Source organism: Pseudomonas sp. HP_01, assembly GCF_055284355.1.
Genome location: NZ_JBTOPV010000004.1, coordinates 60551 through 84951 on the forward strand (window position 1 = coordinate 60551; position 24401 = coordinate 84951).

A 24401-nucleotide genomic window follows, 5' to 3' on the forward strand; every position below is an offset into this window, starting at 1 on the left:
GCAAAAACGGTATCTGTAGGAGTGAGCTTGCTCGCGAAGTCAGTATTCCATGCGCTGAAAATCTAGCGGATGTTCCGGCCTCTTCGCGAGCAAGTTCACTCCTACAAGGTGATGTGGCTGCGCGACAGTTCGGCGTCCGGACAACCCGAAGAAGCCCGCGCGGCAGCCGCAGTTCCACCATCAAACCAGATGCAGATGGTTGTCCCACAACCCCGCCGGCAGCTCCAGCGGCTTGGCGACCAGCACTGTCTCGCGGCAGTCGTAGAATCGGCAGCGGCCTTGTCCCGAGGTCACGACAAAGCCATCGGTCACAGCCCCGACCCCGGCGCAGTCAGGCAGCGGTGCGTCGAGCTTCAGCGCGCCGCTGTCCAGGTCCCAGATGAAGAAGCGGTTGCCCCTTGGCGCCGTCAATGCCACCAGCCGCAGGTCGTTATGAATGGCAACGCTGGCGGTGTAATGCGCCATGGCCTGCAATTGCTGCTCCGCCACCGGAAAAGCCTGGAACGGCTGGCCTGGTCGCTTGATGGCGAGCAGCTCGGCGGACTCGTGGGAGGGCCCCATGAACTGCTGCCCCGCCACGATGGTGCCGTCGCTGGCAATCGCCATATGCCGCACGCTGTTCATCTGCTGCGACAACGTCTCCTTGCTCAGCAGGGTGCCGTCGCGCTGCATCAGCACCAGACTGGGCTCCATGGCGTCGAGGTTCATTTCGACGCGGCTCTCGGCCTCGGTGCGAATACCGCCGTTGGCGACTGCAAGGGTTTCGCCGTCCGGCATCCATGACACCTGATGAGGTCCTACGCCGTGGGTGGAAATCTCCCCGGTGCGTTGCAGCCGCTCATCCACAAATCGATACACGCCCAACAGGCCGCGACCCGGTTCGGTCGTGTCGTTTTCAGTGGCGTACAGCCATTCGCCGTCTTTGTGAATGACCGCGTGGCCGTAGAAGTGTCGGTGGGGTTGCGAGGTGATGGTCTGCAGCAGCCGACCGTCGCGCAGGTCGATCAGGTAACTTTCGGTGCCCGGCCGGCGCGCGACGAACAGGGCGATCGGCAGATTCGGGTGATTGATGATGTCGTGACAGCGCTGGGCGACGGCGGTGGCGAAGACTTGCGTGCCGTCGACGTGATAACCCACGGCGAAGTGCTGGCCGTTGCCGTCGTCCCGCGCGGACAACAGCAGCGGGCTTTCGCCTTTTCTCGCGAACAGCGTCCAGCCGCCAAACGTGACGGCGCTGAGCAGCAGGCTGCCCAGACCCAGAGCCTGACGTCGCAACATATCAGTCACCATCATTGGCGTTGAAGCCCAGTTGAATGCCCAACGCCTTGGCCAGTTCGCCTTCGTGCAGGCGATGAACCACGTTGAGGCTGTCGTAGAAAGCGTTGAGCTGCTGGCGGCCTTCTTCGCTGGCCAGCAGATCGCCGAGCGGCGGTTTCAGCGCGGCCAACTGTCGATTGCTCTCGGCGTAGGCGGCGTCGATCTTGTCGGCCAAAGGTTTCTGCTCCTTGGGCAACAGCCCGCGCAGACCCTTATTGTCGACGCCGGCCCAGACCGTCTGCGCACTGGCCAGACTCGCCTGCAAGCTGCTGAGCGAGGCTTTGCTGCGCCAGGCTTCGGCCTGAAACGGCTGCGGGACGCCCTTGGTGCCACGGCCGAGCGGGGTACCGAGCTTTTTCTTCAGCGAGTCCAGTGCGGTCACTTGCACGCGCAGCAACTCGGCAATGGCTTCGTGGGAATCGGCATAGCGCTGGTTGGGAAACTTGCTCAACTGAGCGAGCATGCCGTCGTTGCTGTTCCAGCTGCTGAGGATGTCTTCGGCCAACGCCTTCTGACGCTCGCCGATGGCCACCAGCAGCGGGCAGTAGCGGGCTTTCTGCTCGGCATTGGCCATGTCGATGTCGGCGTCGAAGAGGATGTATTCATAGGCCGAGAGGCCCTGGACAACCACGCTGGATTTGCTCAGTTCGTCGGCGCTGATCTGCGGCTGTGCGGTCACCAGTTGCTCCACCTGACGACCGACCAGGTTTTTCTTGTCCGGCCAGAACTGAATCTGCCAGGCGCGATTGCCTTCGGCGAGCGGCCCGATCAGCAACGGTTGCAGCTCGGCCCAGGCTTTTTGCGCGTGGAGGAAGTCGGCCCGGGCGGTGTCCAGGTCGGATTTGCCCTGGCAGTAGGACAGCGCACTGATCGCCAGCTGCCGGTCCGCATCGACCCAACGGCTGTAGGTCGGCAGGATGACCTGACTGGCGATGGCGGCAGACGTCACGGCTTGCGGGTCCGACGGCGCGCACGCGCCCAGTGCCAGTGCGGCGAGGCTGGTGAGCAACAATTTGGGGCGGAACATGCCCGACTCCTTATCTTCAGAAATACGTTAGAGAGAATTCAAGAACGCCAGCAGCGCTGCGCGTTGTTCCGCGTCGAAAGCCAGCACCTGACGTTGCGCCGGCAGTGCCTCGCCGCCGTGCCAGAGTACGGCCTCCATCAGGTTGCGGGCGCGACCGTCGTGCAGAAACTGCGTGTGGCCACTGACGGCTTGCGTCAGGCCGATGCCCCATAACGGCGGCGTGCGCCACTGCTGGCCGCTGGCCTGAAATTCGCTGAGATTGTCGGCCAGTCCTTCGCCCATGTCATGCAGCAGCAGATCGGTGTACGGGCGAATGACCTGATTCGCCAGTTCGGGTTCGGCGGCGTCGGCGGAGGTGGTGAATTGCGGCGTGTGGCATTGCTGGCAGCCTGCTTTGAAAAACAGATTCTTGCCCGCCAGTACCTCTGGGCCAGCCACGTCACGCCGCGCCGGAACGCCGAGGTTGCGGGTGTAAAAGGTGATCAGCCGCAGGATGTTGTCGCTGACTTCCGGTTCGCCGTTCGGGCCATTGCCGTTGGGCGCGGCAAGGCAGTCGGTCTGTGACGGCGTGCAGTCGTCGACCGGCATCAAGGTGGACGTAAGGCCCATGTCACCTGCCAGTGCGTGGGCATTTTGCTGTTCGATGCTCGGCTGCGAGGCTTTCCAGCCGAAGCGGCCGAGGACGGATTTCTGCTGCGCGTCGTCCCAGACCCAGTTGGGTTTACCGGTGATGCCGGTGCCCTGTTCATCGTTCGGGTTGGCGTTGGCCAGAATCGCCGCCTGAGGAATGGCTTCCAGAAGCCCCAGCCCGATCATCGGCGGAGCAATGCGCGCGGAAGCTCGCGTCTGCGGGTGCATCGGACCGTAGCCGGGTTGGGTGATCTGCAGGGTAGGCCGGCGCAGGTGCACCGGGGTGCCGTCGCGAAAATGCACGGTCATTGAGTCGTAATCGACCCGAACCTTGCCCTCTGGCGTCACGCCGGGGATGGCCATGTCCTGGAGTTGCTTGCCATACACCGGCTCGGGCGTCAGGCCCAGCTGCTTGATGTGTTCGGCGAATGCCGGATCGTCGGGAATCGACAGGCGCACCAGCATGGACACGGCGTTGTCGGCGCCGGGCTCGGGCGGGTGGCCGCGGCCGTCCTTGATGTGGCAGTTCTGGCAGGCGTTGGTGTTGAACAACGGACCCAGGCCGTCGCGGGCAGTGGTCGTCGAGGGGGCAATCACCCAGGGGTTGCGGAAGAAACTGTTGCCGACGCTGAAGTCCAGCCGCCGGACAGGCGACAGGTTGGCCGAAGGCAGAGAAAACGCGTTGCGGTCGCTTTTGTTCACGGTGGTGGCGCCGCCAGAGCGAGACTCGCCGGGCTCGGCGGCGGTGAAACGCGGGGCGTCATCGCACCCACTGACGGCCAGCGCCATCAGCAGGAGAAACGAAGGACGGAACCACGCAGTCATACAGGTCCTGCAAAAGGGGGGAATTCGGGGCGAGCAAGCTTACCAGCCCCGTGTTTGATGAATAAGAGGGATTAGCGTTTGAAGGTCCTCTCGTAATGTGTTGTTACCAAATGATCGGCTGGCAACGGGCCGGCAACGCTCACGCGCCGGCGATCTCCAGGGCCGGGTTTTCCACGAGTAACTGCATCAGGCGCCGTTCGCCCTCAACCACCTTGAATGACCGGTAATCGCCAATGCCGTCGAGTTGCCGTTCGCGTTCGCGGATCGCCAGCTCCTTGGCCCGCTCATAGCCGTAGTGCTCGACCCTGAACGACTTGGTGACGCTGCTGCCGTTGCGCAGCGTGGTCCGCGCCACCCAATACGCGATGCCGGTGTAGCAGCGGTAATGCACCCCCGGATAGCCGCTGGTGTTGGTGGCGATGATGCGTTGACGGATGTCGCGGCTGAGCTTGGGCAAGTGTGCCAGCAGCAACTGGTCACGGCACGCGTCTGCGGCCTGTCGTGCCGGATCACGGCCGCCGTAGCGGGAGAATGAAAACAGCCGGTTGAAGGTCCTGCCATCGCGGTAGATCGTCACCTTCCAGGCACGCGGGCCCTTGACGCCGACCAGCAGGTGGATACCGTAATCGTTGGCTTTGAGCTTGCTGACGCGGCGCCTTTTTTTGTTTCTCTTGGGCACTTTCTGTCTCCTCCTGGATAGGGTGGGGTCAAGGAAGTGCGCATGATCGGCGGCGGGGGAGGCGTGTTCAATCCGACAAGGAACGAACAGGAAATGCCCTACAAAGCTTACAGACCGGTCCCCGGATAACGCCGGTTTTGGTAGGGTTTGCAGCTTCGATTGACGAAAAAAATGCCGGCCCGTGGTCGGGTCGGCATTCGTTTGCAGCGGGGCCGGCGTCAGCCGGGTGCTTGTAAGGCTGCGGCCCTACAGGGCGTGAAGCGGATCAGAACTCGTGGTCGGCATTGTCCGGATTCAGGTCAGTGATGCCCAGCTTACCGGCCGCTTGCTCGATCGCGCCGGTCTGTTTGACCAGCGCGGCGATGGCGTCGCGCACGACCTGGTTGCCCGCTGTATTGCCCGCCGCGATGAGTTGGTCGAAATGCTCGCCCTTGTTGGCATGGTCGACGATGACCTGCAGCTTTGCCTGGGTGGCGTCGAGGTCGGCACGCACGGTCTGGTCGGTCGCGGCGTCGGCCTTGGCCACCAGCGAAGACAGGCTTGGGCCGGTCACTTTGCTGCCGTCGACGCGGGTGTATTCGCCCAGGTAAACGTTGCGGATGCCCAGGCCGTTATAGAAGTGCGAGTTGTGGGTGTTGTCGCTGAAGCAATCGTGCTCGTCTTCGCTGGAATTGGCTTCCAGCGCGACTTTCATGCGCTCGCCTGCCAGTTCACCCAGCGACAGGCTGCCCATGCCGAACAGCATTTTGCGCAGCCCGCTTTCGGCGGATTCTGCTTCCAGCGTGGCGCGGTAGTTGTCAGCGACGCCCGGCTTCCAGTTGTTGACCATCTCTTCGAGGTCGCTCACCAGCAGATCGGTGGCTGCTTTCAGGTAGGCGCGCCGGCGGTCGTTGTGGCCGCCGGTGCCGCCCTGACCTTCGATGTAGTCGCTGGCCGGACGCTCGCCGGCGCCCGGGCCGGTGCCGTGCAAGTCCTGGCCCCAGAGCAGGAATTCGATGGCGTGGTAACCGGTCGCTACGTTGGCTTCCGAACCGCCCAGCTCGTTCAGGCTGGCGAGTTTTTCAGGGGTGATGTCGCTGACGTCAACTTTGTCCTCGCCCACTTGCACCGACTTGTTGGCGATGATGTTGGCGGTGGCGCCCGGATTGCCCAGTGCGTGCTGGTAATCCTTGGCGACGTAGTCGATCAGGCCTTCGTCCAGCGGCCATGCGTTCACCTGACCTTCCCAGTCGTCGATGATGGTATTGCCGAAGCGGAACACTTCCGTCTGCATGTACGGCACGCGCGCCGCGACCCATGCTGCACGCGCTGCTTTCAGGGTCTGGTCATTGGGGGCGGCGAGGAAAGCGTCGACTGCCGTGCTGAGGTTTTTGGCAGTGGATTCGGCGTCGCTGAAGACGGCAAATACCATGTTGGCGTAATTGGCGACCACTGCTTTGGTGGCGGCTTCGCTGGACTGGGCAGGCGCAGCGGCTGGTGTTGGCGCTGTGGCCGGGGCGGCCGCTGCGGCAGGAGCCGGGGCAGGCGCTGCAGCGGCGGGTTTGTCCTTGCCTTGATCACAACCGGCCAGAGCAATAGCGACAGCCAGCAGACTTGCGGTTGCCAGGGGCATACGAATCATGACGGAATCCTGCATCGAGAAGAGGTGTGAACGGTGGCGAACGCCAAAAAATGCTGCGACATAATGCGAAAGATTTGCATTCTGTGTAAAGGCCATTTGCCCAGGCAGTCGGGAGGAGATATTTCAAGCTGTTTCAAGGAGAGGGTTAAGTGGCGGCGTCGGAATGGCGAGGGGAATCTGCGCAGCGGCTGCCTTCGCGTTGAAAGGCAGCTGTTCTAGAGCGCCTCGCTGTGAGTGCGCCGTGCCTGCTTCAGGTACACCAGCAGCTCCCGCGCCGGCAGCGGCTTGCTGTAGAAATAGCCCTGACCCTCGTGGCAACCCTCGGAAATGATGTACGCCTCTTGCTCGGCGGTCTCTACACCTTCCGCAATCACCTGCATGCCCAGGCTTTTGCCGAGCTGGATGATGGCGCGCACGATCGTCGCGTCGTCATCGTCGTCGAGCAAATCCTGCACGAAGCTCTTGTCGATCTTGATCTTGTCCAGCGGCAGGCTTTTCAGATAGCTCAGCGATGAATAACCGGTGCCGAAGTCATCGATGGCAATCAGCGCCCCGGAGCGGCGCAGGCTCAGCAAGTGCTGCGCGGCGGTGGTGATGTCTTCCATCAAGCCGGTTTCCGTGACTTCCAGCTCCAGGCTTCGGGGCGGCAGGCGGTAGATCTGCAGCAGGTTGTTCACCACCCGCGGCAGTTCGGCGTGGTGCAACTGCACAGTGGACAAGTTCACCGCCATGCGCAGGTCGCTGAAGCCCTGATCGTGCCATTCGCGCAGCTGTTTGCAGGCCTGATCCAGCACCCACTCGCCGATGGCGATAATGGTGCCGTTCTGCTCGGCCAGCGGGATGAACAGGTCAGGCGGCACGAAGCCATGTTCCGGATGAATCCAGCGGATCAGTGCTTCGACGCCGACCACACTGTGATCCCGATAACTGATCTGCGGCTGATAGACCAGATGAAACTGCTCGCGGGCCATGGCTTCGCGCAGGTCCTTCTCCAGCTCGCGACGACGGCGCATTTCGCTGTCGACGCTGGCGATATAAAACTGGTAGCGATTGCGCGAGCGGGTCTTGGCCAGCGTCATGGTCTGTTCGGCTTTCTGCAGCAGCTTCTCGGTGCTGTCGCCATCTTCGGGGAACAGCGTGATGCCGATGGTGGCGCGCAGGCGAATCTCCTGCTGATCGACGGCGAAGGGCGCTTCCAGGTCGTCGAGAATGTTCTGCGCCAGCTCGGCGGCTTCATAAGGCTGTTCGATATCGGCCTGAACCAGCGCGAACTGGTCGCCGCCCAGACGGGCGAGGGCGCCGAGGCGGCCGCTGTGGCTGCGCAATCGATCGGCGAGGGCCAGCAGCAACTGATCGCCAGCCTGATAACTGAATTGTTCGTTGATGCCTTTGAAGTCATCCAGACCGACGCACAACACTGCGACGCGGTGCTGCGCTTTTCCGGAATCGACGAGGATTTTGTCCAGTTGCTTCTGCAGTTGCAGCCGGTTGGGCAGCCCGGTGAGGAAGTCGTATTGGGCCATCCGCAACAGGCTCGATTCAGCCTCGTGACGCAGCGTGGTGTTGCGCTCGATGGAGGCCAGCAGTTGGTTGGCGGTGTTGACCCAGACCCCCAGCTCGTTTTTTTCGTGGCCTTTGAGCAGAGGCAATTGGTGTTCGCTGGGGCGGTCTGGGTTGATGGTGGTCAGGTGCTCGATGATTCTCGACAGCGGTTTGGTCAGCAGCCAGTGATAAACCAGGTACAGCACCAGACCCAATGCCAGCGCGCGCAACACGCCGGAGATGAAGATGATCATCGAGTTGGTGAGGAGGGTTTCGCCGTAGGTGGCAGTGTCCAGTGTGATGCGCAGGTCGCCGTAGTATTCGCTGTACGGGCTGCGGCCGACCAGTTGCGTAGTAAAGCTGCGTTCCTGGCCAAGGATCAGATCGGTCAGCCAGCGGGTGGGGGTGACATCGAGCTCGCGGGATTTCTCGGCGAGCACCGTCTCGTTGGGGTGACCGATGGACGCCTGACGCACGGCTTTATCCTGAAACAACCCTTCGATGACCTGCATGCCCATTTCCCGGTCCAGGCTGTAAACGGCCTGCGTCGACGGGTCGCGAAACATGTCGAGGATACGCTCGGCATCCGAGGCAACGGCCTGGCGGGTTTTGTACGCGTCGTAGACGATCTGTGCACAACTGAGCACGACTCCCACGATCAGCGCTGAAAGCAGCACAACGCGAAGCAGCTTCACCGACAAGCTGTGTTTGAGTTCCAGCTTCAAATGGCCATTCCTTCATCCATGCTGATAGCAGCCTGACTGCGTGCAAGCACTGGCAATGCAGGCATTCAGATCAGACGCTTCTCGCTTGCGCGCGATTCCATCAATCGGGAAAACAGTTAACAGGCAGACCACTCTGGCTATCCGCACTGTGTCGGTCGTACGCGGGGAAAACTTGAGCCCAGTCGTTTGAATCAGCACGGAATTTGATATTAGTCCGCTATCGCTTCCAGACAATACATAAACGACAAACAGAAGGCGAAAAAAAACCCGGACGTGCCGGGCTTTTTTTTATCGAGCATTCAAGCATTCATCAGGCGGTGAAGCTTTTGCCTTCGAACTGCTCGGCAACGAACTTCCAGTTGACCAGGTTCCAGAACGCCTCGACGTACTTTGGACGCAGGTTACGGTAGTCGATGTAGTAAGCGTGTTCCCAGACGTCGCACGTCAGCAGCGGGGTGTCGCCGCTGGTGATCGGGTTGCCGGCGCCAATGGTGCTGGCCAGTGCCAGGGAGCCGTCGGCTTTCTTCACCAGCCAGCCCCAGCCGGAGCCGAAGGTGCCGATGGAAGTCTTGCTGAATTCTTCCTTGAACTTGTCGAAGGAGCCGAAAGCAGCGTTGATCGCGTCAGCCAGAGCGCCAGTCGGTTGGCCGCCGGCGTTTGGCGCCAGGCAGTTCCAGTAGAACGTGTGGTTCCAGACTTGAGCGGCGTTGTTGAAGATACCGCCCGAAGAGGTCTTGACGATTTCTTCCAGAGTCTTGCCTTCGAACTCGGTGCCTGGCAACAGGTTGTTCAGGTTCACGACATAGGTGTTGTGGTGCTTGTCGTGGTGGTATTCCAGAGTTTCCTTGGAGATGTGCGGTGCCAGAGCATCATGTGCGTACGGCAGCGGAGGCAATTCAAAAGCCATGGTAATTCTCCTAATCAGGTCAGTTGCGGTTTGCGCAAGGCCGATCACGGGCGGCCAGACAGAACTTACGCTGGCGAGTTTGTACTCTTTGCAGCGCAGGGGCTGGATCATAGCACCGGCCCCTGACCTTAACCACGCAACAACTGTAGGGGATAGAGGTTCCAGAGCGTTGCGCTGAAATGTGCGTCGGCGAGGCCAACGTTCACGCCGTTCTGATCAATTGCACCGCCACGCTGAACATCATCACCGCGACCATCAGGTCCAGCAGGCGCCAAGTTGCCGGGCGCGCGAGCCAGGGCGCCAGCCAGGCGGCGCCGATCGCCAGCGTGGAAAACCACAACACCGAAGCGCTGGCTGCCCCGGCCACATAAGCGCCGGGCACTGCTTGCTGCGCGCCGAGGGAACCGATCAGCAGGACCGTATCGAGATAAACGTGCGGGTTCAGCAAGGTCACCGCCAGGGCGGTCAGCAATACCGCGCGGCGTGAGCGCTGGCCGTCAGTGTCGCCCTCTGCGAGGCTCTGCGGCGATAGCGCGCGGCGCAAGGCCATGGCGCCGTACCACAGCAGAAACACCACGCCGCCCCAGCGTGCCACCGCCAGCAGCGTCGGGTTGTTGGCCAGCACATTGGCCAGCCCGAAAACGCCGGCGGCCACCAGTACGGCATCGCACACGATGCACAGCAGGGCCACGGAAAGGTGGTGTTCGCGACGCAGACTTTGCGCCAGCACGTAGGCGTTCTGGGTGCCGATGGCCATGATCAGCCCGAGAGAAACCAGCAGGCCGTTGAGGTAACTTTGCCACATGATGTCGAGCCTCGATCAGTTCAGAAATGGGAGCGATCAGGCGCTCGCGGCCAGTGCGCGCAAGGTAGTCATGGCCTCCTGCGCGTCGTCCTTACCCACGAAAAGATGGTCGTGGTAAAAGCCCGCGACCACGTTGCAACTGATGCCCGCCTGGCCCAGTGCGCTGGCGAACGCTGCGGTCAACCCGACTGCCGCGAGTGAGGAATGAACGGTCAGGGTGATCCAGGCCATGACGTAATCGCAGTCCAGGCCCAGTTGCTGCGCCTGGCTGCGTTCGAGGATGACGGTCAGGCCCTCACGCTCCCGGAAGCTGCCGATGACTTCAATCCCCTCTATACGGCGGCTGTCCGTCACGTTGCAGAACACGTAGTCACCGTCGTTCAGTTCGGGGTTCATGCTGCGCAGCAATGCGCTAAGGGAAGTTTCGCCAGTCATTGATAGTTCGCCGTCCATTGAGGGTGTGCCGTGAATCAGTGGTGGCGATTGTCAGCCGACAGCGGGTATAAGAAAAACCAATAAAGCTCATCACCCATTAGAGAAACTGATGTTCGACTACAAGTTGCTTTCCGCGCTGGCGGCGGTGATCGAACAAGCCGGCTTCGAGCGCGCCGCCCAAGTACTTGGTCTTTCGCAGTCCGCGGTATCCCAGCGCATCAAGCTTCTGGAGGCGCGGGTCGGCCAGCCAGTACTGGTTCGGGCGACGCCGCCCACGCCGACAGACATCGGCCGGCGCTTGCTCAACCATGTGCAGCAGGTGCGTTTGCTGGAGCGGGATCTGCAAAGCGTGGTACCGGCGCTGGACGAAGGCGGCATGCCCGAACGTTTGCGCATCGCGCTGAACGCCGACAGCCTGGCGACTTGGTGGGCCCTCGCAGTGGGGGACTTCTGTGCCGAGCATCGATTGCTCACTGATCTGGTGGTCGAGGACCAGGATGTTGGCCTCAAGCGCATGCGCGCCGGTGAAGTGGCCGCGTGCCTGTGCGGCAGTGAACGGCCGGTGGCAGGGGCGCGGAGTTTATTGCTTGGCGCCATGCGCTACCGGGCGCTGGCCAGCCCTGACTTTATCGATCGGCATTTCCCGCAGGGCGTGACGCCCCAGGCGGTGGCCCGATCGCCTGCGCTGGTGTTTGGCCCGGATGATTTCCTGCAGCACCGCTATCTCGCTTCGCTGGGAGTCGAGGGCGGATTCGAGCATCATTTATGTCCGTCGTCCGAAGGCTTCACGCGCATGGTCGAAGCCGGAATGGGCTGGGGACTGGTGCCTGAGTTGCAGGTTCGTGGGCAATTGGCGAGCGGTCAGTTGGTCGAGTTGCTGGCCGATCAGTGCATTGATGTGCCGTTGTACTGGCATCATTGGCGCAATGGAGGTCGGTTGCTGACAGAGCTGACGGACCATCTGGCGAAAAAAGCGGGGCAGTGGCTGGTGCCGTTGCAGCCTGAGTGAACGTCAGTAGTCGACGCAGCAGATTGTAGGATCGGTCGCAGCACAGTCGCGGCGATCACAGGTAAAAAGAAGATGAAACGGAGCACGCAATGAAAATTCTGGTCACCGGCGCAGGCGGCTTCATCGGCGGACGCTTCGCGCGTTTCGCGCTGGAGCAAGGCCTGAGCGTCCGGGTCAACGGCCGCCGCGCTGAGGGTGTCGAGCATCTGGTCCGGCGCGGCGCCGAGTTCATTCAGGGCGATCTGTGCGATCCGGAGCTTGTGCATGCGCTGTGTGACGACATTGAGGCCGTGGTCCATTGCGCGGGGGCAGTGGGGACGTGGGGGCGACGCCAGGACTTCCATCAGGGCAACGTTCAGGTCACCGAAAACGTCGTTGAAGCCTGCCTGAAACAAAGAGTCCGGCGGCTGGTGCACCTGTCCTCGCCGTCCATCTATTTCGATGGCCGCTCGCACCTCGACATCCGCGAGGAGCAAGTGCCCAAGCGCTTCGGCAATCACTATGCCGCGACCAAATACCTGGCCGAGCAAAAGGTGTTTGGTGCCGAAGAGTTCGGTCTGGAAGTCATCGCCCTGCGCCCGCGTTTTGTGACAGGCGCGGGTGACACGAGCATTTTCCCGCGCCTGCTGCAGATGCAGCAGAAGAAGCGCCTGTCGATCATCGGCAACGGCCTGAACAAGGTCGATTTCACCAGCATTCAAAACCTCAATGAGGCACTGCTCAGCAGTCTTCTCGCCGCAGGGTCAGCATTGGGTAAGGTTTACAACATCAGTAATGGCGCGCCGGTCCCGCTCTGGGACGTGGTCAATTACGTCATGCGCCAGATGGAATTGCCGCCGGTAAGGCGTTATCGGTCGTACGGCCTGGGGTACACCGCCGCAGCCTTGAACGAGGCGGCGTGCCTGATCTGGCCGGGACAACCTGAACCGACGCTGTCGCGCATCGGGATGCAGGTGATGAGCCGTGATTTCACGCTTGATATCAGTCGCGCGAGGCATTATCTGGATTACCAGCCCGACGTCAGCGTGTGGACCGCCCTCGACGAGTTCTGCGGCTGGTGGAAAGCCCAGCACGGCGGCGCGTTGTAAAAGGCGTCAACATCCGTGGTTATACTGCGAGCCATTCAGATACAGCGGTTTTTTCAAAGGTAAATCCATGCGCAAAGATCCCTATGACGACGTCGATGACGTCCCGAGCCTCAGCGCCAAAGACGATGACGATGATTTTCTGCCGCCGCCCGGCGCTCGCGAGCGCACGACGGTGTATTCGCGCGACACGCCAGTGGTGAAGGTGAAGGCGCCCGGTACCGGTGCCTTGTGGGCGTTGATCTGTGTGCTGTTTATCGCTTTTTGTGGCCTGGGCTGGTGGAGTTTTCAGCAGGTTTCGTTGATGGAGCAGCAGTTGGTGGCAACGCAGGAAAGCTTCGCGCGGATCAGTGAGGAGGCGGCAGGGCGCTTGCAGGATATTTCCGGCAAGGTGGTGGCGACCGAGTCAATGGCCAGCAGCAGCGAGGCGTTGAAGGCGCAGATCAAGCAGTTGCAGGATCAGTTGGCGGATCAGAACAAACAGCAGGAAGGTGTGGCCGGTTTGCAGGGCGGGCTGGACAAGCGGCTGGAGCAGATCAGCACACAGAGTGCGCAGCAGCAGGCGGTCAATCAGCAGTTGCAGGATCAGTTGAAGGCGGTGGCGACTGAGCTGGCGGCGTTGAAGGCGGCGGTCCCGGATGGGAAGTCGATTCAGGCTGAGCAGGAGCGGCTGGAGACGCAGTTGAAGGGTTTGACTGCGGATTTGGCAAGTCTGAAAAAGGCGAACGGCAGTCAGGCGATCGAGCAGCTTGAGCAGGATATGGTGGTGGTGAAGAGCGAGTTGGAAAATCGTCCGGCGGCGGCTGCTTCGTCGGGGGCGAGTCTGGCCGAGTTCGATGCGTTTCGTGGGCAGATGACGCGGACGATCAATACGTTGCAGAGTCAGATTCAGACGTTGTCGCAGCAGATGAATGCTCGACCTTGACGCTCTCCCCGATGACGTCGCTGTTTGTGACGTCATCGGGGAAGTGACGCGGAGACAAGTTGAGGAGTGAATGTTTAACTCTGCTCCGTAGGCTATTTCCGATTTTGATATTTTGTCGGGTTTTGAATTGCGTTTATTTTGCTTTGAATTATGGTTCTAACCAGTGACTCGCAACAGCGCTATTCTTTATCGCGCACTCAGTGAAGAGCATCAATGACGAAGCTCTTTTGAAGAACAAACGATACAACTCAAACGGGGTGTTTCGTTACCACAGTCAAGGATGACTGAAATGAATGGATTCAATAGTAAGAACGGCCAAAACCCCTCGATCGGTAAAAGCATCGTCAGCGGTGCAGGCCTTACCCGAAATGCTGCAAAGCCGCCGAAAATCAAACCCGGCATCAAACCTCCCGTGACGAAGCAGACGGTCGTCAAGCCTCCCGTTACAAAGCCAGGCGGTACAAAGCCTCCGGTTATCAAGCCACCCGTGACGACCCCACCGGGTATCAAACCACCTGTGACGACCCCGCCCCCGATTAAACCGCCGGTCATCCGACCTCCTGCTGTAAAACCGGTGAAACCACGGCAGTCGGCTGCTAAACCGCGTCCTCCCAAGCCAGTCATCAAGGGACCGGTCAAGCCACCCGCGTCGCTGGTGCTGCCACCCAGGCCGCTGATCCCACCTCGTCTGGCTGAAGTGCTGTCGGTGGTTGATACGATTACCGGTGTCGTCTCTTTGCTGTATCCGTTGGGCACGTATCTGCTGTCGAGCGGAGACAAGCAATTGCCGGACGGCCGCGTAGCCGATGCCGGGGGCGAGTACGTTACGGATGCCGATGGCAACGTCCAGTATCTGGATGGCACCATTGTTTACGCAGACGGGACGATCAAGTTTCCGGACGGCACCTATCAATATACCGATGGCAGTTACATGCACCCTGATGGCGCCGTTAGTTATCCGGACGGTACCTGGCGGTTCCCGGATGGCACTGTTACGGATTCGGAAGGCAATGTGTTGGCTACTGAATAACCGGAGCTGTAAGTTGAAACGTTAGTTGTAAAAAAGCCCCGGCTCTTTCGAGTCGAGGCTTTTTTATTCTGCTTGTATTACTCAAGAGCGGTGCGACTTACAGCGTCGGGTAATCCAGATAACCCTCAGCGCCTTTGGCGTAGAAGGTTTCGGGATGAGGTTCGTTGAGCGGTGCATCCTTGGCCAGACGTGCCGGCAGGTCGGGGTTGGCGATGAAGGGCACGCCGAACGCCACTGCATCCGCCTTACCGCTTGCCAGCCACTCGTTGGCGCTGTCCTTGGTGAATTTCTCGTTGGCGATGAACACGCCGCCGAACGCTTCTTTCAGGCGTGGGCCGAGGCTGTCGTCGAGTTCACGTTCGCGGGCGCAGATGAAGGCGATGCCGCGTTTGCCGAGTTCGCGAGCGACGTAGGTGAAGGTCTCGGCCAAGTTGGCATCGCCCATGTCGTGGGCATCAGCGCGGGGTGCCAGGTGCACGCCGACGCGGCCAGCGCCCCAGACTTCAACGGCGGCGTCGGTCACTTCCAGCAGCAGACGCGCGCGGTTTTCCAGCGAGCCGCCGTAAGCATCGGTGCGGGTGTTGGTGCTGGTTTGCAGGAACTGGTCGAGCAGGTAACCGTTGGCGCCGTGGATCTCGACGCCGTCAAAGCCGGCGGCCTTGGCGTTCTCGGCACCGACGCGGTAGGCGTCGACGATTTCTTCGATTTCTGCCAGTTCCAGCGCGCGCGGGGTGACGTAGTCAGACAGCGGACGCACCAGGCTCACGTGGCCTTTCGGCTGGATGGCGCTCGGCGCAACCGGGGTTTCGCCGTTCAGGTAGGTCGGATGGGAAACGCGCCCTACGTGCCACAGTTGCAGCACAATCTTGCCGCCGGCCGCGTGCACGGCTTTGGTGATGTTGGCCCAGCCACGCACTTGATCGTTGGACCAGATGCCCGGGGTGTCGGGGTAGCCAACGCCCATCGGCATGACCGAAGTGGCTTCGCTGATGATCAGGCCGGCCGAGGCGCGCTGTACGTAGTACTCGGCCATCATCGCGTTGGGTACGCGGCCTTCGTCGGCGCGGCAGCGGGTCAGCGGCGCCATGATGATGCGGTTGGCCAGTTCCAGGTCACCCATCTTGATCGGGTCAAAAATCGTGGTCATCGTGAAATCCTTAGTGCAATCGGTAAAAGGTGGATCCGCAGTTTCAAATTCGGGGAATCAGTTCGTCACGGCGGCCAGTTCGGCATCGTTGGGCTGCCTGAAGTTAATCAGCGTGACCAGCAGGGCCAGCACCGCGAGTGCGCCGGCCGCCAGCGGCACGGTGGTCAGGCCAAAACCATGGGCGATGACGCTGCCACCGACCCAGGCGCCCAGCGCGTTGCCGACGTTGAAGGCGCCGATGTTCAGGGTGGACACCAGATTGGGCGCGGCCTTGCCGAAGGTCACCACGTTGATCTGCAGGGCAGGCACGGCGGCAAATGCAGCGGTGGCCCAGAGGAACAGGGTGATCTCGGCCGGAATCAGCGCCGTGCTGGTCCAGCTCAGCACCGTGGAGATCACCGCCATGGCGATGAACACGCCGATCAGCGTGGCGGCCAGTCGGCGGTCGGCGAGCTTGCCGCCGATGATGTTGCCCAGCGTCAGACCAAGGCCAATGAGCATCAGCGTCCAGGTCACGCCCAAAGGCGAGACGCCGGTGACTTCGCCCAGCAGCGGCGCGACGTAGGTGAACAGCGCGAACACGGAGGCCGCGAACAGCGCGGTCATGCTCAGGGACAGCCAGATGCCTGCGCCTTTGAGTGCAGCCAGTTCGGCGCGCATGTCGAGTTTCTCTTCATCCCGCTTGCTCGGCAGGAAGCGAATCAGGCCGATGAAGGCGATGACGCCAATCACCGTCACCGCGTAGAAGGTCGAGCGCCAGCCAGCTTGTTGTCCCAGTGCGGTGCCCAGCGGGACGCCGAGGACGTTGGCCAGGGTCAGGCCGGTGAACATCAGCGCGACGGCCGACGCGCGGCGATTGGCCGGGACCAGATTTGCCGCCACCACCGACCCGATGCCGAAGAACGCGCCGTGGCACAACGCGGTGACCACACGGGCGAACATCAGGATGTTGTAGTCCGCCGCCAGTGCGCAGAGCAGGTTGCCGATGATGAAGATGCCCATCAACGTCACCAATGCGCCTTTGCGCGGCAGCCTGGCGGTGGCCATCGCCATGAACGGCGCGCCGATCGCGACGCCCAGGGCGTAACCGGTGACCAGCCAGCCGGCGCCGGGAATGCTGACGCCCAGGTCGCTGGCGACGTCGGGAAGCAGGCCCATGATGACGAATTCAGTCGTCCCGATGGCAAAGGCGCTCAGGGCCAGAATGAGTAATGAAAGGGGCACGTTGCGTCTCCTGAAAGGCGGGTGTGTGGTGCAGGGCTTAGAGCCGCTGCGCCAGTTGCTGCACGAACGCCTGAATGACGTCTTCGTTGCGCTTGAAAAAATGCCACTGGCCGTGTTTCTGGTTGGTGATCAGACCGGCCCGTTGCAGCGTTGCCAGATGGGCGGAAACGGTCGACTGCGACAGGCCGGCGCGTTGGTCGATCTGGCCGGCACACACACCACCATCGATCGTGTGACGCTGATCGGGGAAAGTCGTGACCGGGTCTTTGAGCCAGTCCAGAATCTGCCGGCGAACCGGGTGGGCGAGGGCTTTGATGATTTCGTCGATATCGATGTCGGTAGGCATGTCGTTCTCAGTGCAGGTGCGCTGTATCGCGATGGGGCGAACCTTATATCTATAAATCGCGATATACAAATATGATTAGGTGCTTAGCAAAGGCCGAATCGTTATATCGGGTTATAACGATATGAGCATGGCCTGATACCTCGGTGGGGCCTTCACCGGCAATCCCGCTTTACACGCGCAGGGAATGTCGCGACTGTACGAACGTCATTGCGCATGAGTTCCCGCACATTCGGCGGAGTCAGGCGCACAAAGAAGGCTCGCAGCAATAGGCAAGCACCATGAATTACCTCGCACACCTGCACCTCGGCGGGCAGGCCCCGGCGCAATTGCTGGGCAGCCTGTACGGCGACTTCGTCAAAGGGCTGCTGCCCGGACGTTTCCCGGCGGACATCGAAAGCGCGATTCGTCTGCATCGGCGTATCGATGCATTCACCGATTCGCACCCGCTGATCAAGCAGGCACTGGGACGCTTTCCCGATGGCCGTCGCCGCTATGCCGGCATTGCGCTGGATGTGTTTTTCGACCATTGCCTGGCGAGGGACTGGCACGAGTACTCGGATGAGCCCCTGGATGGCTTCACGCGTAAGGTTTACCGCGTGCTGGCCGAAGAGCCTGCGTTGCCGGAGCGTCTGGCGCTGATTGCGCCGCGCATGGCGGCGCAAGACTGGCTGGGTTCGTACCGTGAGTTTTCGGTGGTGGGCGATGCACTGGCCGGCATTTCGCGGCGCCTGTCACGTCCGGAAGGGCTGGCCGGGGTCAACCAAGAGTTGCACGCGCTGTATCGACCACTGAGTGACGACTTCAGCGCGTTTTATCCTGAGCTGCAGGCGTTTGCTCAGGCGGCCTTGGCGGCGGAACGTACCATCACCGGTTGAACCGCCTCGCCGAACAGCGCGATCTGCACCGCCTGCTGGGCTTCGAAGGCCAGCGCGGCGCGCTCTTTCCCCACAGAAGCGATAGGCGAGAGCAACTGGATATGCACCTCGCTGACCTCATTGGCAAACAGACGACGCAAGTGCGAGAGCAGGTCGTCGTCGCCAATGAACGGCGCAATCTGATCCGGTTGGCCGTCGCGTACATACTGAATGGCAACAGGTTGCACGGGCACGCCGGTTTCAATCGCGCTCGACAGCAGGCGGCCGTGGAAGGTACGCAAGCTGCGGCCGTCGGTGGTGGTGCCCTCAGGGAAGATCACCAGCGAATGCCTGCCGAGCAAGTGCTGGCCCATCTGCTTCTGAATCAGCTTGCTGTCGCCCGAGCCCCGGCGGATGAACAACGTTCCGGCTTTCAAGGCCAGCCAGCCCGCCACGGGCCAGGTGCGCACTTCGGCCTTGGACAGGAACGACAGTGGCGCCAGCATCCCCAGCAACGGAATGTCGGTCCATGACACATGATTGCTTACCCACAGCATCGGCTCGCGCGGCAGCTTGCCGCTGACCTTTACGCGGAACGGCAGCGCGGCACTCAGGCGCGCCATGAACCAGGCGGTCCAGCGCTGGCGACGGGCCATGGAATTGCCGATGCGCAGGCGTTCCATCAGGGCAAAGGTACCGGCGATGCTCAGGCCCAGTGCAATGACCCACAGCACCCGCACCACGCGCGCATGACTGCGCCACGTGCTCATCACACCGCTGCCTTGAAGTGGCGGGCGTAGCGTGGGCACAGGTCGTCGCGCTTGAGCAGGATGAAGACGTCGGCGACCTGGAAGTCTTCGTCCCAGCACGGTTCGCCGCAGATCTTCGCGCCAAGGCGCATGTAAGCCTTGAGCAGTGGCGGCATCTCACAAATGACGTTGTTGGGCAGGTCCAGTGTCGGCAGCGGATTCTTCGGTTCGGCGCGCAGGTGTTCATTACACAGATAACGTTCGCGCAAGCGCTGCATGATCGCGTGGGCCTGAATGCCGCCGTCCTGCATCGGAATGCTCGCGCAGCCCATCAGGTAGCTGTAGCCGCCTTCGTTGAGGATCTCGGCCAGTTCGCTCCACAACACGGCGATGGTGCCGCCGTTGCGGTAGGACGGATCAACGCAGGTCCGACCCAACTCCAGGATTGGGCCCTGCAAATGCCGCAGGCCGTGCAGGCTGAATTCTTCCTCGCTGTAGAATTTGCCCAGGGTGCTGGCGGCCTTGTGGTCCAGCAAGCGGGTGGTGGCGACCAGACGACCGCTGCTCAGGTCGCGCACGCCGATGTGCATGCAGTGAACGTCGTAATCATCAATGTCCAGGCCCAGCTCGGCGCCCTTGAGCCTGGCGTTGAATTCGCCACTGAACACATTGAAGCGCAAAGCCTGTGCTTCCTGCAGGGCCTTATCACCGGTCAGGCGTTCTGCCTGCAGGCGACGTTCGGTTCGGGTGTCTCGAATGCTGGCGATCTGAGTCATGCGGCATCTCCGTAATCCCGCCTTCGTCCAGGCGGGTCGACTGATTGTTCGAGCATTGCTGTACGAATTCAGGCTAGGGAGAGGCCGTGTCACGACCATTAAGCTTTGGTGATGGTTGCGTGACAGGGGTTTGTGTTCAATGGGCTGTCATTATTGAGTGCTAGGGTTGCCTGCATCCGAGCCCGAGTCCTGTCCATGAGCCGTCTGCTGTTAACACTCGCGCTGTTGCTCATCAGCTGTTCAGCCGCTGCCGAAACCTGGCCGACGCCGGATTGGTCCGAGCGCCTGCTCAGTCAAAACGCTGCCATTACTGCCCTCGATGCTTACGCCTTCCCGCCCCGCGACGAGATCGAACGCAAGGGCGTGCGCACAGACGCGCTGCTGATCATTCACGACGGCGAAGTGGTGTATGAACGCTATGGCGGCGTGACCCGGGCAGACACCCCGCACCTGACCTGGTCGATCAGCAAAAGCATTCTGGCGAGCGTGCTGGGCGTCGCATTTGGTGAAGGCCGTTTCAAGCTTGAAGACCCCGTCGCCAGGTTCCACCCGCCGTTCAGCGCGCATCCCGATATCAAACTTCAGGACCTGCTGCACTGGGCTTCGGGGCTGGACTGGCAGGAAGATTACGAATACGCGCCGCTCAACTCCTCTGTCGTGGCGATGCTTTACACCCGAGGGCGCGGCGACATGGCGCGATACACCGCCGAACACATTGCCGCCAGTGCGCCCGGCACTTCATACCGCTATTCCAGTGGCGACAGCACTGTCCTCGCCGCCGCACTCAAAGGCATGGTCGGTGACAGCGCTTACGCCAATTACCCGTGGACCGCCTTGTTCGACCCGCTGGGCATCACCAGCGCCACGTGGGAGCGCGATGCCATCGGCACTTTCGTCGGGTCGTCCTATGCGTACATGACGGCCCGCGACCTGGCGCGCATCGGCCTGCTGATGGAGCGCGGCGGGTGCTGGCAAGACCGCCAGTTGCTGCCCAAGGCCTGGGTTGATTTCAACCTGACGCCGTTCAAATCCCTGACTCCGACCCCGACCGATGAAGCCCCCGGCGGCCACTGGTGGCTGAACAAGATCGCCGACGGCAAGCCCGGCCCGTGGCCCGACGCACCTCCCGACACCTTTGCGGCCCTCGGCCATTGGGGGCAGGCGCTGTACGTGATCCCTAGCGCGAAGCTGGTGATCGTTCGTTACGCCGACGATCGCGACGGCACTTATGACCACAACCAGTTGCTCAAGCTGGCGCTGAAGGCCGTGGCCGGGGAGGGTGATCAATGAAGGCTCGTAAAGCATTCATCCGACGCCGCCCGTTCAGCAGTCTCGGCATATTGCTTCTGTTAATACTTGCCGGCCTGATCTGGAACTGGCGCGTTCAGCTGCAGGTGTTCCCCAGCATCATCAGCGCCTATACCGCCAAGGAATATTGCTCGTGTCGGTTCGTCATGAATAACCCGGCGGACTATTGCCGCAGCTACGTAAAGCAATGGCTGCCGAGTACGCTTGACGAAGACGCCCTGAACAAGCGCATCACTTCGACAGGCCTGGGCCGCGAGAGCGAAGCCCGCTGGGAAGGCCAGCGCCAGGGCTGCCGTTTGTCGCCGCCGGTACCGTAGAACGTTGAAGTTTGCCTGCGGTCAGACAGCCGGATAGGGTTGCGTATCGCACCCTCTGGAGTCCGCATGTCTATTCGCCTTCCTTCCTCGTTCGCCTGCGCGCTATATGCCGTTGATGCCTGTGACTTGATCGCCACGGCGCGCCGCTCGTGAGGGGCGCGATCTTCCCGTGGCGTGAAGAAAACCAGTTCAACCTGCTGATTGACGGCCCGGCGTTTTTTCCGCGCATGATCGCCGCGATAGAAGGCGCGCAGCAGCAGATCGAGCTCGAACTGTATCTGGTGGAAGCCGGGGCCTGTGCCGAAGCGATCGTGGAGGCGCTGGTCAGTGCAGCGAGTCGCGGGGTCATCGTGCGTTGTCTGTTCGATGGCTTCGGCTCTGCGGCGTTTACGATCAGCCTGCGCAAGCGACTGACCGACGCTGGCGTGATCCTGCGTTTCTATAATCCTGTGCATTGGCGGCGGGGCTTGCGCAATCTCTACCGCGACCACCGCAAACTGTTGCTGGTCGACAAAGAGCTGGCGGTGGTGGGCGGGACGGGTGTCACCGACGAGTTCTGGCGCCCGGACCTGAACAGCAGCGAATGGCATGAGGTGATGGTCGAGATCCGTGGGCCGCTGGTGATCGACTGGCAGGCGCTGTTCGACCGCCAGTTTCACGCCAACCCTCGGCGGCGGGCGTGGCGGCCGGCGGAAAACTTCGGTCTGCCGCGCTTGCCCAAGGCGCCCGTCAGCGGGAATGGACTGGGTCGTGTGGCCTATGCCGACTCCCGTCAGCACCGGGATATCGTGCAGTCACTGGTGCGTGCGCTGAACACCAGCAAGACGCGCATCTGGCTGGCGACCCCGTATTTTCTGCCGACCTGGAAAGTCCGCCGCGCGTTGCGTCGTGCCGCCTCCCGCGGCGTCGATGTGCGCTTGTTGCTCACCGGACCGCGCACCGATCATCCCTCGGTTCGTTACGCCGGCCATCGCTACTACCCGCGCCTGCTCAAGGCCGGCGTGAAAATCTTCGAATACCAGCCGTGTTTTCTGCACTTGAAAATGGTGCTGATCGACGACTGGGTCAGCGTCGGCTCATGCAACTTCGATCACTGGAATCTGCGTTTCAACCTGGAGGCCAACCTCGAAGCGATCGACCCCGCGCTGACCCATGCCGTGACCGCCAGCTTCACCAAGGATTTCGCCGTGAGCAGCGAAATCACCCTGGACGGCTGGAAATCCAGACCGCTGTGGCGACGGTTTCAGGAGCGGGTGTGGGGATGGCTGGATCGGTTGGTGGTGAATGTGCTGGATCGGCGTGGGTGAGCGCTTTACAACTCATCGCCCACAAAAAAGCCCGACACGCAGGTCGGGCTTTTTCGTTTTAGCGATTGAAACGCTTACTGCACTTCTACCGCCAGGCTTTCACTGATCTTCTTCTGCCAGATGGCGGGACCGGTGATGTGAACCGACTCGCCATGGCTGTCTACTGCAACCGTGACCGGCATGTCCTTGACCTCGAACTCGTAGATCGCTTCCATGCCCAGTTCCGGGAAGGCCAGCACTTGCGACTTCTTGATCGCTTGAGCAACCAGGTAGGCAGCGCCGCCCACGGCCATCAGGTAAACGGCTTTGTTGTCCTTGATCGCTTCGATGGCGGTCGGGCCGCGCTCGGATTTGCCGATCATGCCCAACAGGCCGGTCTGCTCGAGGATCTGGCGGGTGAACTTGTCCATCCGCGTCGCAGTGGTCGGACCGGCAGGCCCCACCACTTCATCACCAACCGGATCAACCGGGCCAACGTAATAGATAAAGCGACCCTTCAGGTCCACCGGCAGGGTTTCGCCCTTGTTGAGCATCTCGACCATGCGCTTGTGCGCCGCGTCGCGACCGGTGAGCATCTTGCCGTTGAGCAGAACGGTTTCGCCCGGCTTCCAGCTCTGCACGTCTTCCGGCGTCAGCGTGTCGAGGTTGACGCGGCGCGCCGACGGACCGGCTTCCCAGACGATCTCGGGGTAAGCGTCCAGCGGTGGCGCCTCCAGCGAAGCCGGGCCGGAGCCGTCGAGCACGAAGTGGGCGTGACGGGTGGCGGCGCAGTTGGGGATCATGCACACAGGCAGCGATGCGGCGTGGGTCGGGTAATCCATGATCTTGACGTCGAGCACGGTGGTCAGACCGCCAAGGCCCTGGGCGCCGATGCCCAGTTGGTTGACCTTCTCGAACAGCTCCAGACGCATTTCTTCCAGACGGTTCGACGGGCCGCGTGCCTTGAGCTCGTGGATGTCGATGGACTCCATCAAAACTTCCTTGGCCATGACCGCAGCTTTCTCGGCAGTGCCGCCGATGCCGATACCGAGCATGCCGGGTGGGCACCAGCCAGCGCCCATGGTCGGCACGGTTTTGAGCACCCAGTCGACGATCGAATCGGACGGGTTGAGCATCGCCATTTTCGATTTGTTTTCCGAACCGCCGCCCTTGGCCGCCACGTCCACTTCCACGGTGTTGCCCGGGACGATGGAGTAGTGAATGACCGCCGGGGTGTTGTCCTTGGTGTTTTTACGAGCGCCGGCCGGATCGGCGAGGATCGAGGCGCGCAGGACGTTTTCCGGCAGATTGTAGGCGCGACGCACGCCTTCGTTGATCATGTCGTCCAGGCCCATGGTCGCGCCATCCCAGCGCACGTCCATGCCGACGCGGACGAACACGGTGACAATACCGGTGTCCTGGCAGATCGGCCGATGGCCGGTGGCGCACATGCGCGAGTTGATCAGAATCTGAGCCATGGAATCCCGTGCGGCAGGGGATTCTTCACGCAGGTAGGCCTCGTGCATGGCCTGAATGAAATCGACGGGGTGGTAATAGGAGATGAACTGCAGCGCGTCGGCGACGCTCTGGATCAGGTCATCCTGCTTGATCACGGTCATGGGCGTTCTCCTCTCTCAGGCGGGAACTTTGAATAGGGCTGTTCGCGCAGGGTGTGCTGGACACTCGCGCGAACGGCCTTTGGCCCGGCTGCCCATCAGGCGCCGTGGCAGGAAAAGGCGCGGCAGTATAGCGCCTGACTGCCGGCGCGACACCCTGCCGCAGGGTAAACATTGGTATTAGCAGCAGGGGGGCGCTGAATGGCAAGGTGCCGG

Annotated in this window: 23 protein-coding genes; 8 read left to right on the plus strand and 15 right to left on the minus strand. The window is 61.6% G+C overall.

The features are described 5' to 3' along the window. Positions 1 to 180 precede the first annotated feature (180 nt). The 9 genes from ACYAR8_RS04455 to ACYAR8_RS04495 form a co-directional block, all read right to left on the minus strand. Entirely contained in the window at positions 181 to 1278 is a 1098-nt protein-coding gene (locus ACYAR8_RS04455; protein WP_463579182.1) for a DUF1513 domain-containing protein, read from the minus strand. A gap of 1 nt (position 1279) precedes the next feature. After that, positions 1280 to 2344 (minus strand): imelysin family protein, encoded by a 1065-nt coding sequence (locus tag ACYAR8_RS04460; protein ID WP_074884540.1) that lies wholly within the window; start codon positions 2342 to 2344, stop codon positions 1280 to 1282. Positions 2345 to 2371: 27 nt separating this feature from the next. Next, positions 2372 to 3799 carry a di-heme oxidoreductase family protein gene (locus ACYAR8_RS04465; protein WP_463579183.1) on the minus strand — a complete coding sequence of 476 codons (1428 nt, stop codon included), beginning with the start codon at positions 3797 to 3799 and terminating at the stop codon, positions 2372 to 2374. Positions 3800 to 3938: 139 nt separating this feature from the next. Further along, positions 3939 to 4478, minus strand: a complete 540-nt coding sequence (locus ACYAR8_RS04470) for an AP2/ERF family transcription factor (protein WP_074884547.1) — start codon at positions 4476 to 4478, stop codon at positions 3939 to 3941. 265 nt (positions 4479 to 4743) lie between these two features. Further along, on the minus strand, positions 4744 to 6099 hold the full coding sequence (locus tag ACYAR8_RS04475; protein ID WP_074884551.1) for an imelysin family protein: 1356 nt from the start codon (positions 6097 to 6099) through the stop codon (positions 4744 to 4746). A gap of 215 nt (positions 6100 to 6314) precedes the next feature. Continuing rightward, positions 6315 to 8366 (minus strand): putative bifunctional diguanylate cyclase/phosphodiesterase, encoded by a 2052-nt coding sequence (locus ACYAR8_RS04480; protein WP_463579184.1) that lies wholly within the window; start codon positions 8364 to 8366, stop codon positions 6315 to 6317. Between the two features lie 310 nt (positions 8367 to 8676). Next, positions 8677 to 9273: a superoxide dismutase gene (locus ACYAR8_RS04485; RefSeq protein ID WP_463579185.1), complete on the minus strand. Its 597-nt coding sequence runs from the start codon at positions 9271 to 9273 to the stop codon at positions 8677 to 8679. A 202-nt stretch (positions 9274 to 9475) separates the two neighbouring features. After that, complete coding sequence (locus tag ACYAR8_RS04490) at positions 9476 to 10078, minus strand: LysE/ArgO family amino acid transporter (RefSeq protein WP_463579186.1); 603 nt, start codon at positions 10076 to 10078, stop codon at positions 9476 to 9478. Positions 10079 to 10114: 36 nt separating this feature from the next. Next, a complete protein-coding gene (locus ACYAR8_RS04495) occupies positions 10115 to 10513 on the minus strand; it encodes an ACT domain-containing protein (protein ID WP_463579187.1) in 399 nt (132 codons plus the stop codon). A gap of 109 nt (positions 10514 to 10622) precedes the next feature. On the opposite strand from ACYAR8_RS04495, the gene ACYAR8_RS04500 reads away from it, so the two are divergent. The 4 genes from ACYAR8_RS04500 (at position 10623) to ACYAR8_RS04515 (ending at position 14562) form a co-directional block, all read left to right on the plus strand. Next, positions 10623 to 11522 carry a LysR family transcriptional regulator ArgP gene (locus tag ACYAR8_RS04500; protein ID WP_108120747.1) on the plus strand — a complete coding sequence of 300 codons (900 nt, stop codon included), beginning with the start codon at positions 10623 to 10625 and terminating at the stop codon, positions 11520 to 11522. An 89-nt stretch (positions 11523 to 11611) separates the two neighbouring features. Then, positions 11612 to 12610 carry an NAD-dependent epimerase/dehydratase family protein gene (locus ACYAR8_RS04505; RefSeq protein WP_074884574.1) on the plus strand — a complete coding sequence of 333 codons (999 nt, stop codon included), beginning with the start codon at positions 11612 to 11614 and terminating at the stop codon, positions 12608 to 12610. A 67-nt stretch (positions 12611 to 12677) separates the two neighbouring features. Further along, on the plus strand, positions 12678 to 13532 hold the full coding sequence (locus tag ACYAR8_RS04510; RefSeq protein ID WP_463579188.1) for an ATPase: 855 nt from the start codon (positions 12678 to 12680) through the stop codon (positions 13530 to 13532). 289 nt (positions 13533 to 13821) lie between these two features. Further along, complete coding sequence (locus ACYAR8_RS04515) at positions 13822 to 14562, plus strand: hypothetical protein (protein WP_463579189.1); 741 nt, start codon at positions 13822 to 13824, stop codon at positions 14560 to 14562. A 97-nt stretch (positions 14563 to 14659) separates the two neighbouring features. On the opposite strand, the gene ACYAR8_RS04520 is transcribed toward ACYAR8_RS04515, so the two are convergent. From ACYAR8_RS04520 to ACYAR8_RS04530, 3 genes are read right to left on the minus strand one after another with little or no spacing between them, the layout of a single operon-like run. After that, positions 14660 to 15709 (minus strand): alkene reductase, encoded by a 1050-nt coding sequence (locus tag ACYAR8_RS04520; RefSeq protein ID WP_074884582.1) that lies wholly within the window; start codon positions 15707 to 15709, stop codon positions 14660 to 14662. Positions 15710 to 15766: 57 nt separating this feature from the next. Further along, on the minus strand, positions 15767 to 16933 hold the full coding sequence (locus ACYAR8_RS04525; RefSeq protein WP_074884585.1) for an MFS transporter: 1167 nt from the start codon (positions 16931 to 16933) through the stop codon (positions 15767 to 15769). Positions 16934 to 16970: 37 nt separating this feature from the next. Continuing rightward, positions 16971 to 17279 (minus strand): ArsR/SmtB family transcription factor, encoded by a 309-nt coding sequence (locus ACYAR8_RS04530; RefSeq protein ID WP_074884588.1) that lies wholly within the window; start codon positions 17277 to 17279, stop codon positions 16971 to 16973. Positions 17280 to 17557: 278 nt separating this feature from the next. Between ACYAR8_RS04530 and ACYAR8_RS04535 the strand changes: the two genes are divergently transcribed. Next, positions 17558 to 18154 (plus strand): ACP phosphodiesterase, encoded by a 597-nt coding sequence (locus tag ACYAR8_RS04535; protein ID WP_108120749.1) that lies wholly within the window; start codon positions 17558 to 17560, stop codon positions 18152 to 18154. Here ACYAR8_RS04535 and ACYAR8_RS04540 read toward each other — a convergent pair. Both ACYAR8_RS04540 and olsB read right to left on the minus strand, forming a co-directional pair. Continuing rightward, on the minus strand, positions 18115 to 18903 hold the full coding sequence (locus ACYAR8_RS04540) for a lysophospholipid acyltransferase family protein (protein WP_463579190.1): 789 nt from the start codon (positions 18901 to 18903) through the stop codon (positions 18115 to 18117). The two genes, ACYAR8_RS04535 and ACYAR8_RS04540, sit on opposite strands and share 40 nt — an antisense overlap. Then, positions 18903 to 19658, minus strand: a complete 756-nt coding sequence (gene olsB / locus ACYAR8_RS04545; RefSeq protein WP_463579191.1) for an L-ornithine N(alpha)-acyltransferase — start codon at positions 19656 to 19658, stop codon at positions 18903 to 18905. Before olsB ends, ACYAR8_RS04540 begins: the two co-directional genes overlap by 1 nt. A gap of 195 nt (positions 19659 to 19853) precedes the next feature. On the opposite strand from olsB, the gene ACYAR8_RS04550 reads away from it, so the two are divergent. The 3 genes from ACYAR8_RS04550 (at position 19854) to ACYAR8_RS04560 (ending at position 22590) form a co-directional block, all read left to right on the plus strand. Continuing rightward, positions 19854 to 20948: a serine hydrolase domain-containing protein gene (locus tag ACYAR8_RS04550; protein WP_463579192.1), complete on the plus strand. Its 1095-nt coding sequence runs from the start codon at positions 19854 to 19856 to the stop codon at positions 20946 to 20948. Continuing rightward, on the plus strand, positions 20945 to 21283 hold the full coding sequence (locus ACYAR8_RS04555; RefSeq protein WP_463579193.1) for an amidase: 339 nt from the start codon (positions 20945 to 20947) through the stop codon (positions 21281 to 21283). The genes ACYAR8_RS04550 and ACYAR8_RS04555 overlap by 4 nt, the downstream gene beginning before the upstream one ends. Before the next feature lie 149 nt (positions 21284 to 21432). Next, a complete protein-coding gene (locus tag ACYAR8_RS04560; RefSeq protein WP_463579194.1) occupies positions 21433 to 22590 on the plus strand; it encodes a phospholipase D-like domain-containing protein in 1158 nt (385 codons plus the stop codon). A 74-nt stretch (positions 22591 to 22664) separates the two neighbouring features. Here ACYAR8_RS04560 and ACYAR8_RS04565 read toward each other — a convergent pair whose 3' ends face one another. Beyond that, positions 22665 to 24188 carry a fumarate hydratase gene (locus ACYAR8_RS04565; protein WP_463579195.1) on the minus strand — a complete coding sequence of 508 codons (1524 nt, stop codon included), beginning with the start codon at positions 24186 to 24188 and terminating at the stop codon, positions 22665 to 22667. Between the last annotated feature and the right edge of the window lie 213 nt (positions 24189 to 24401).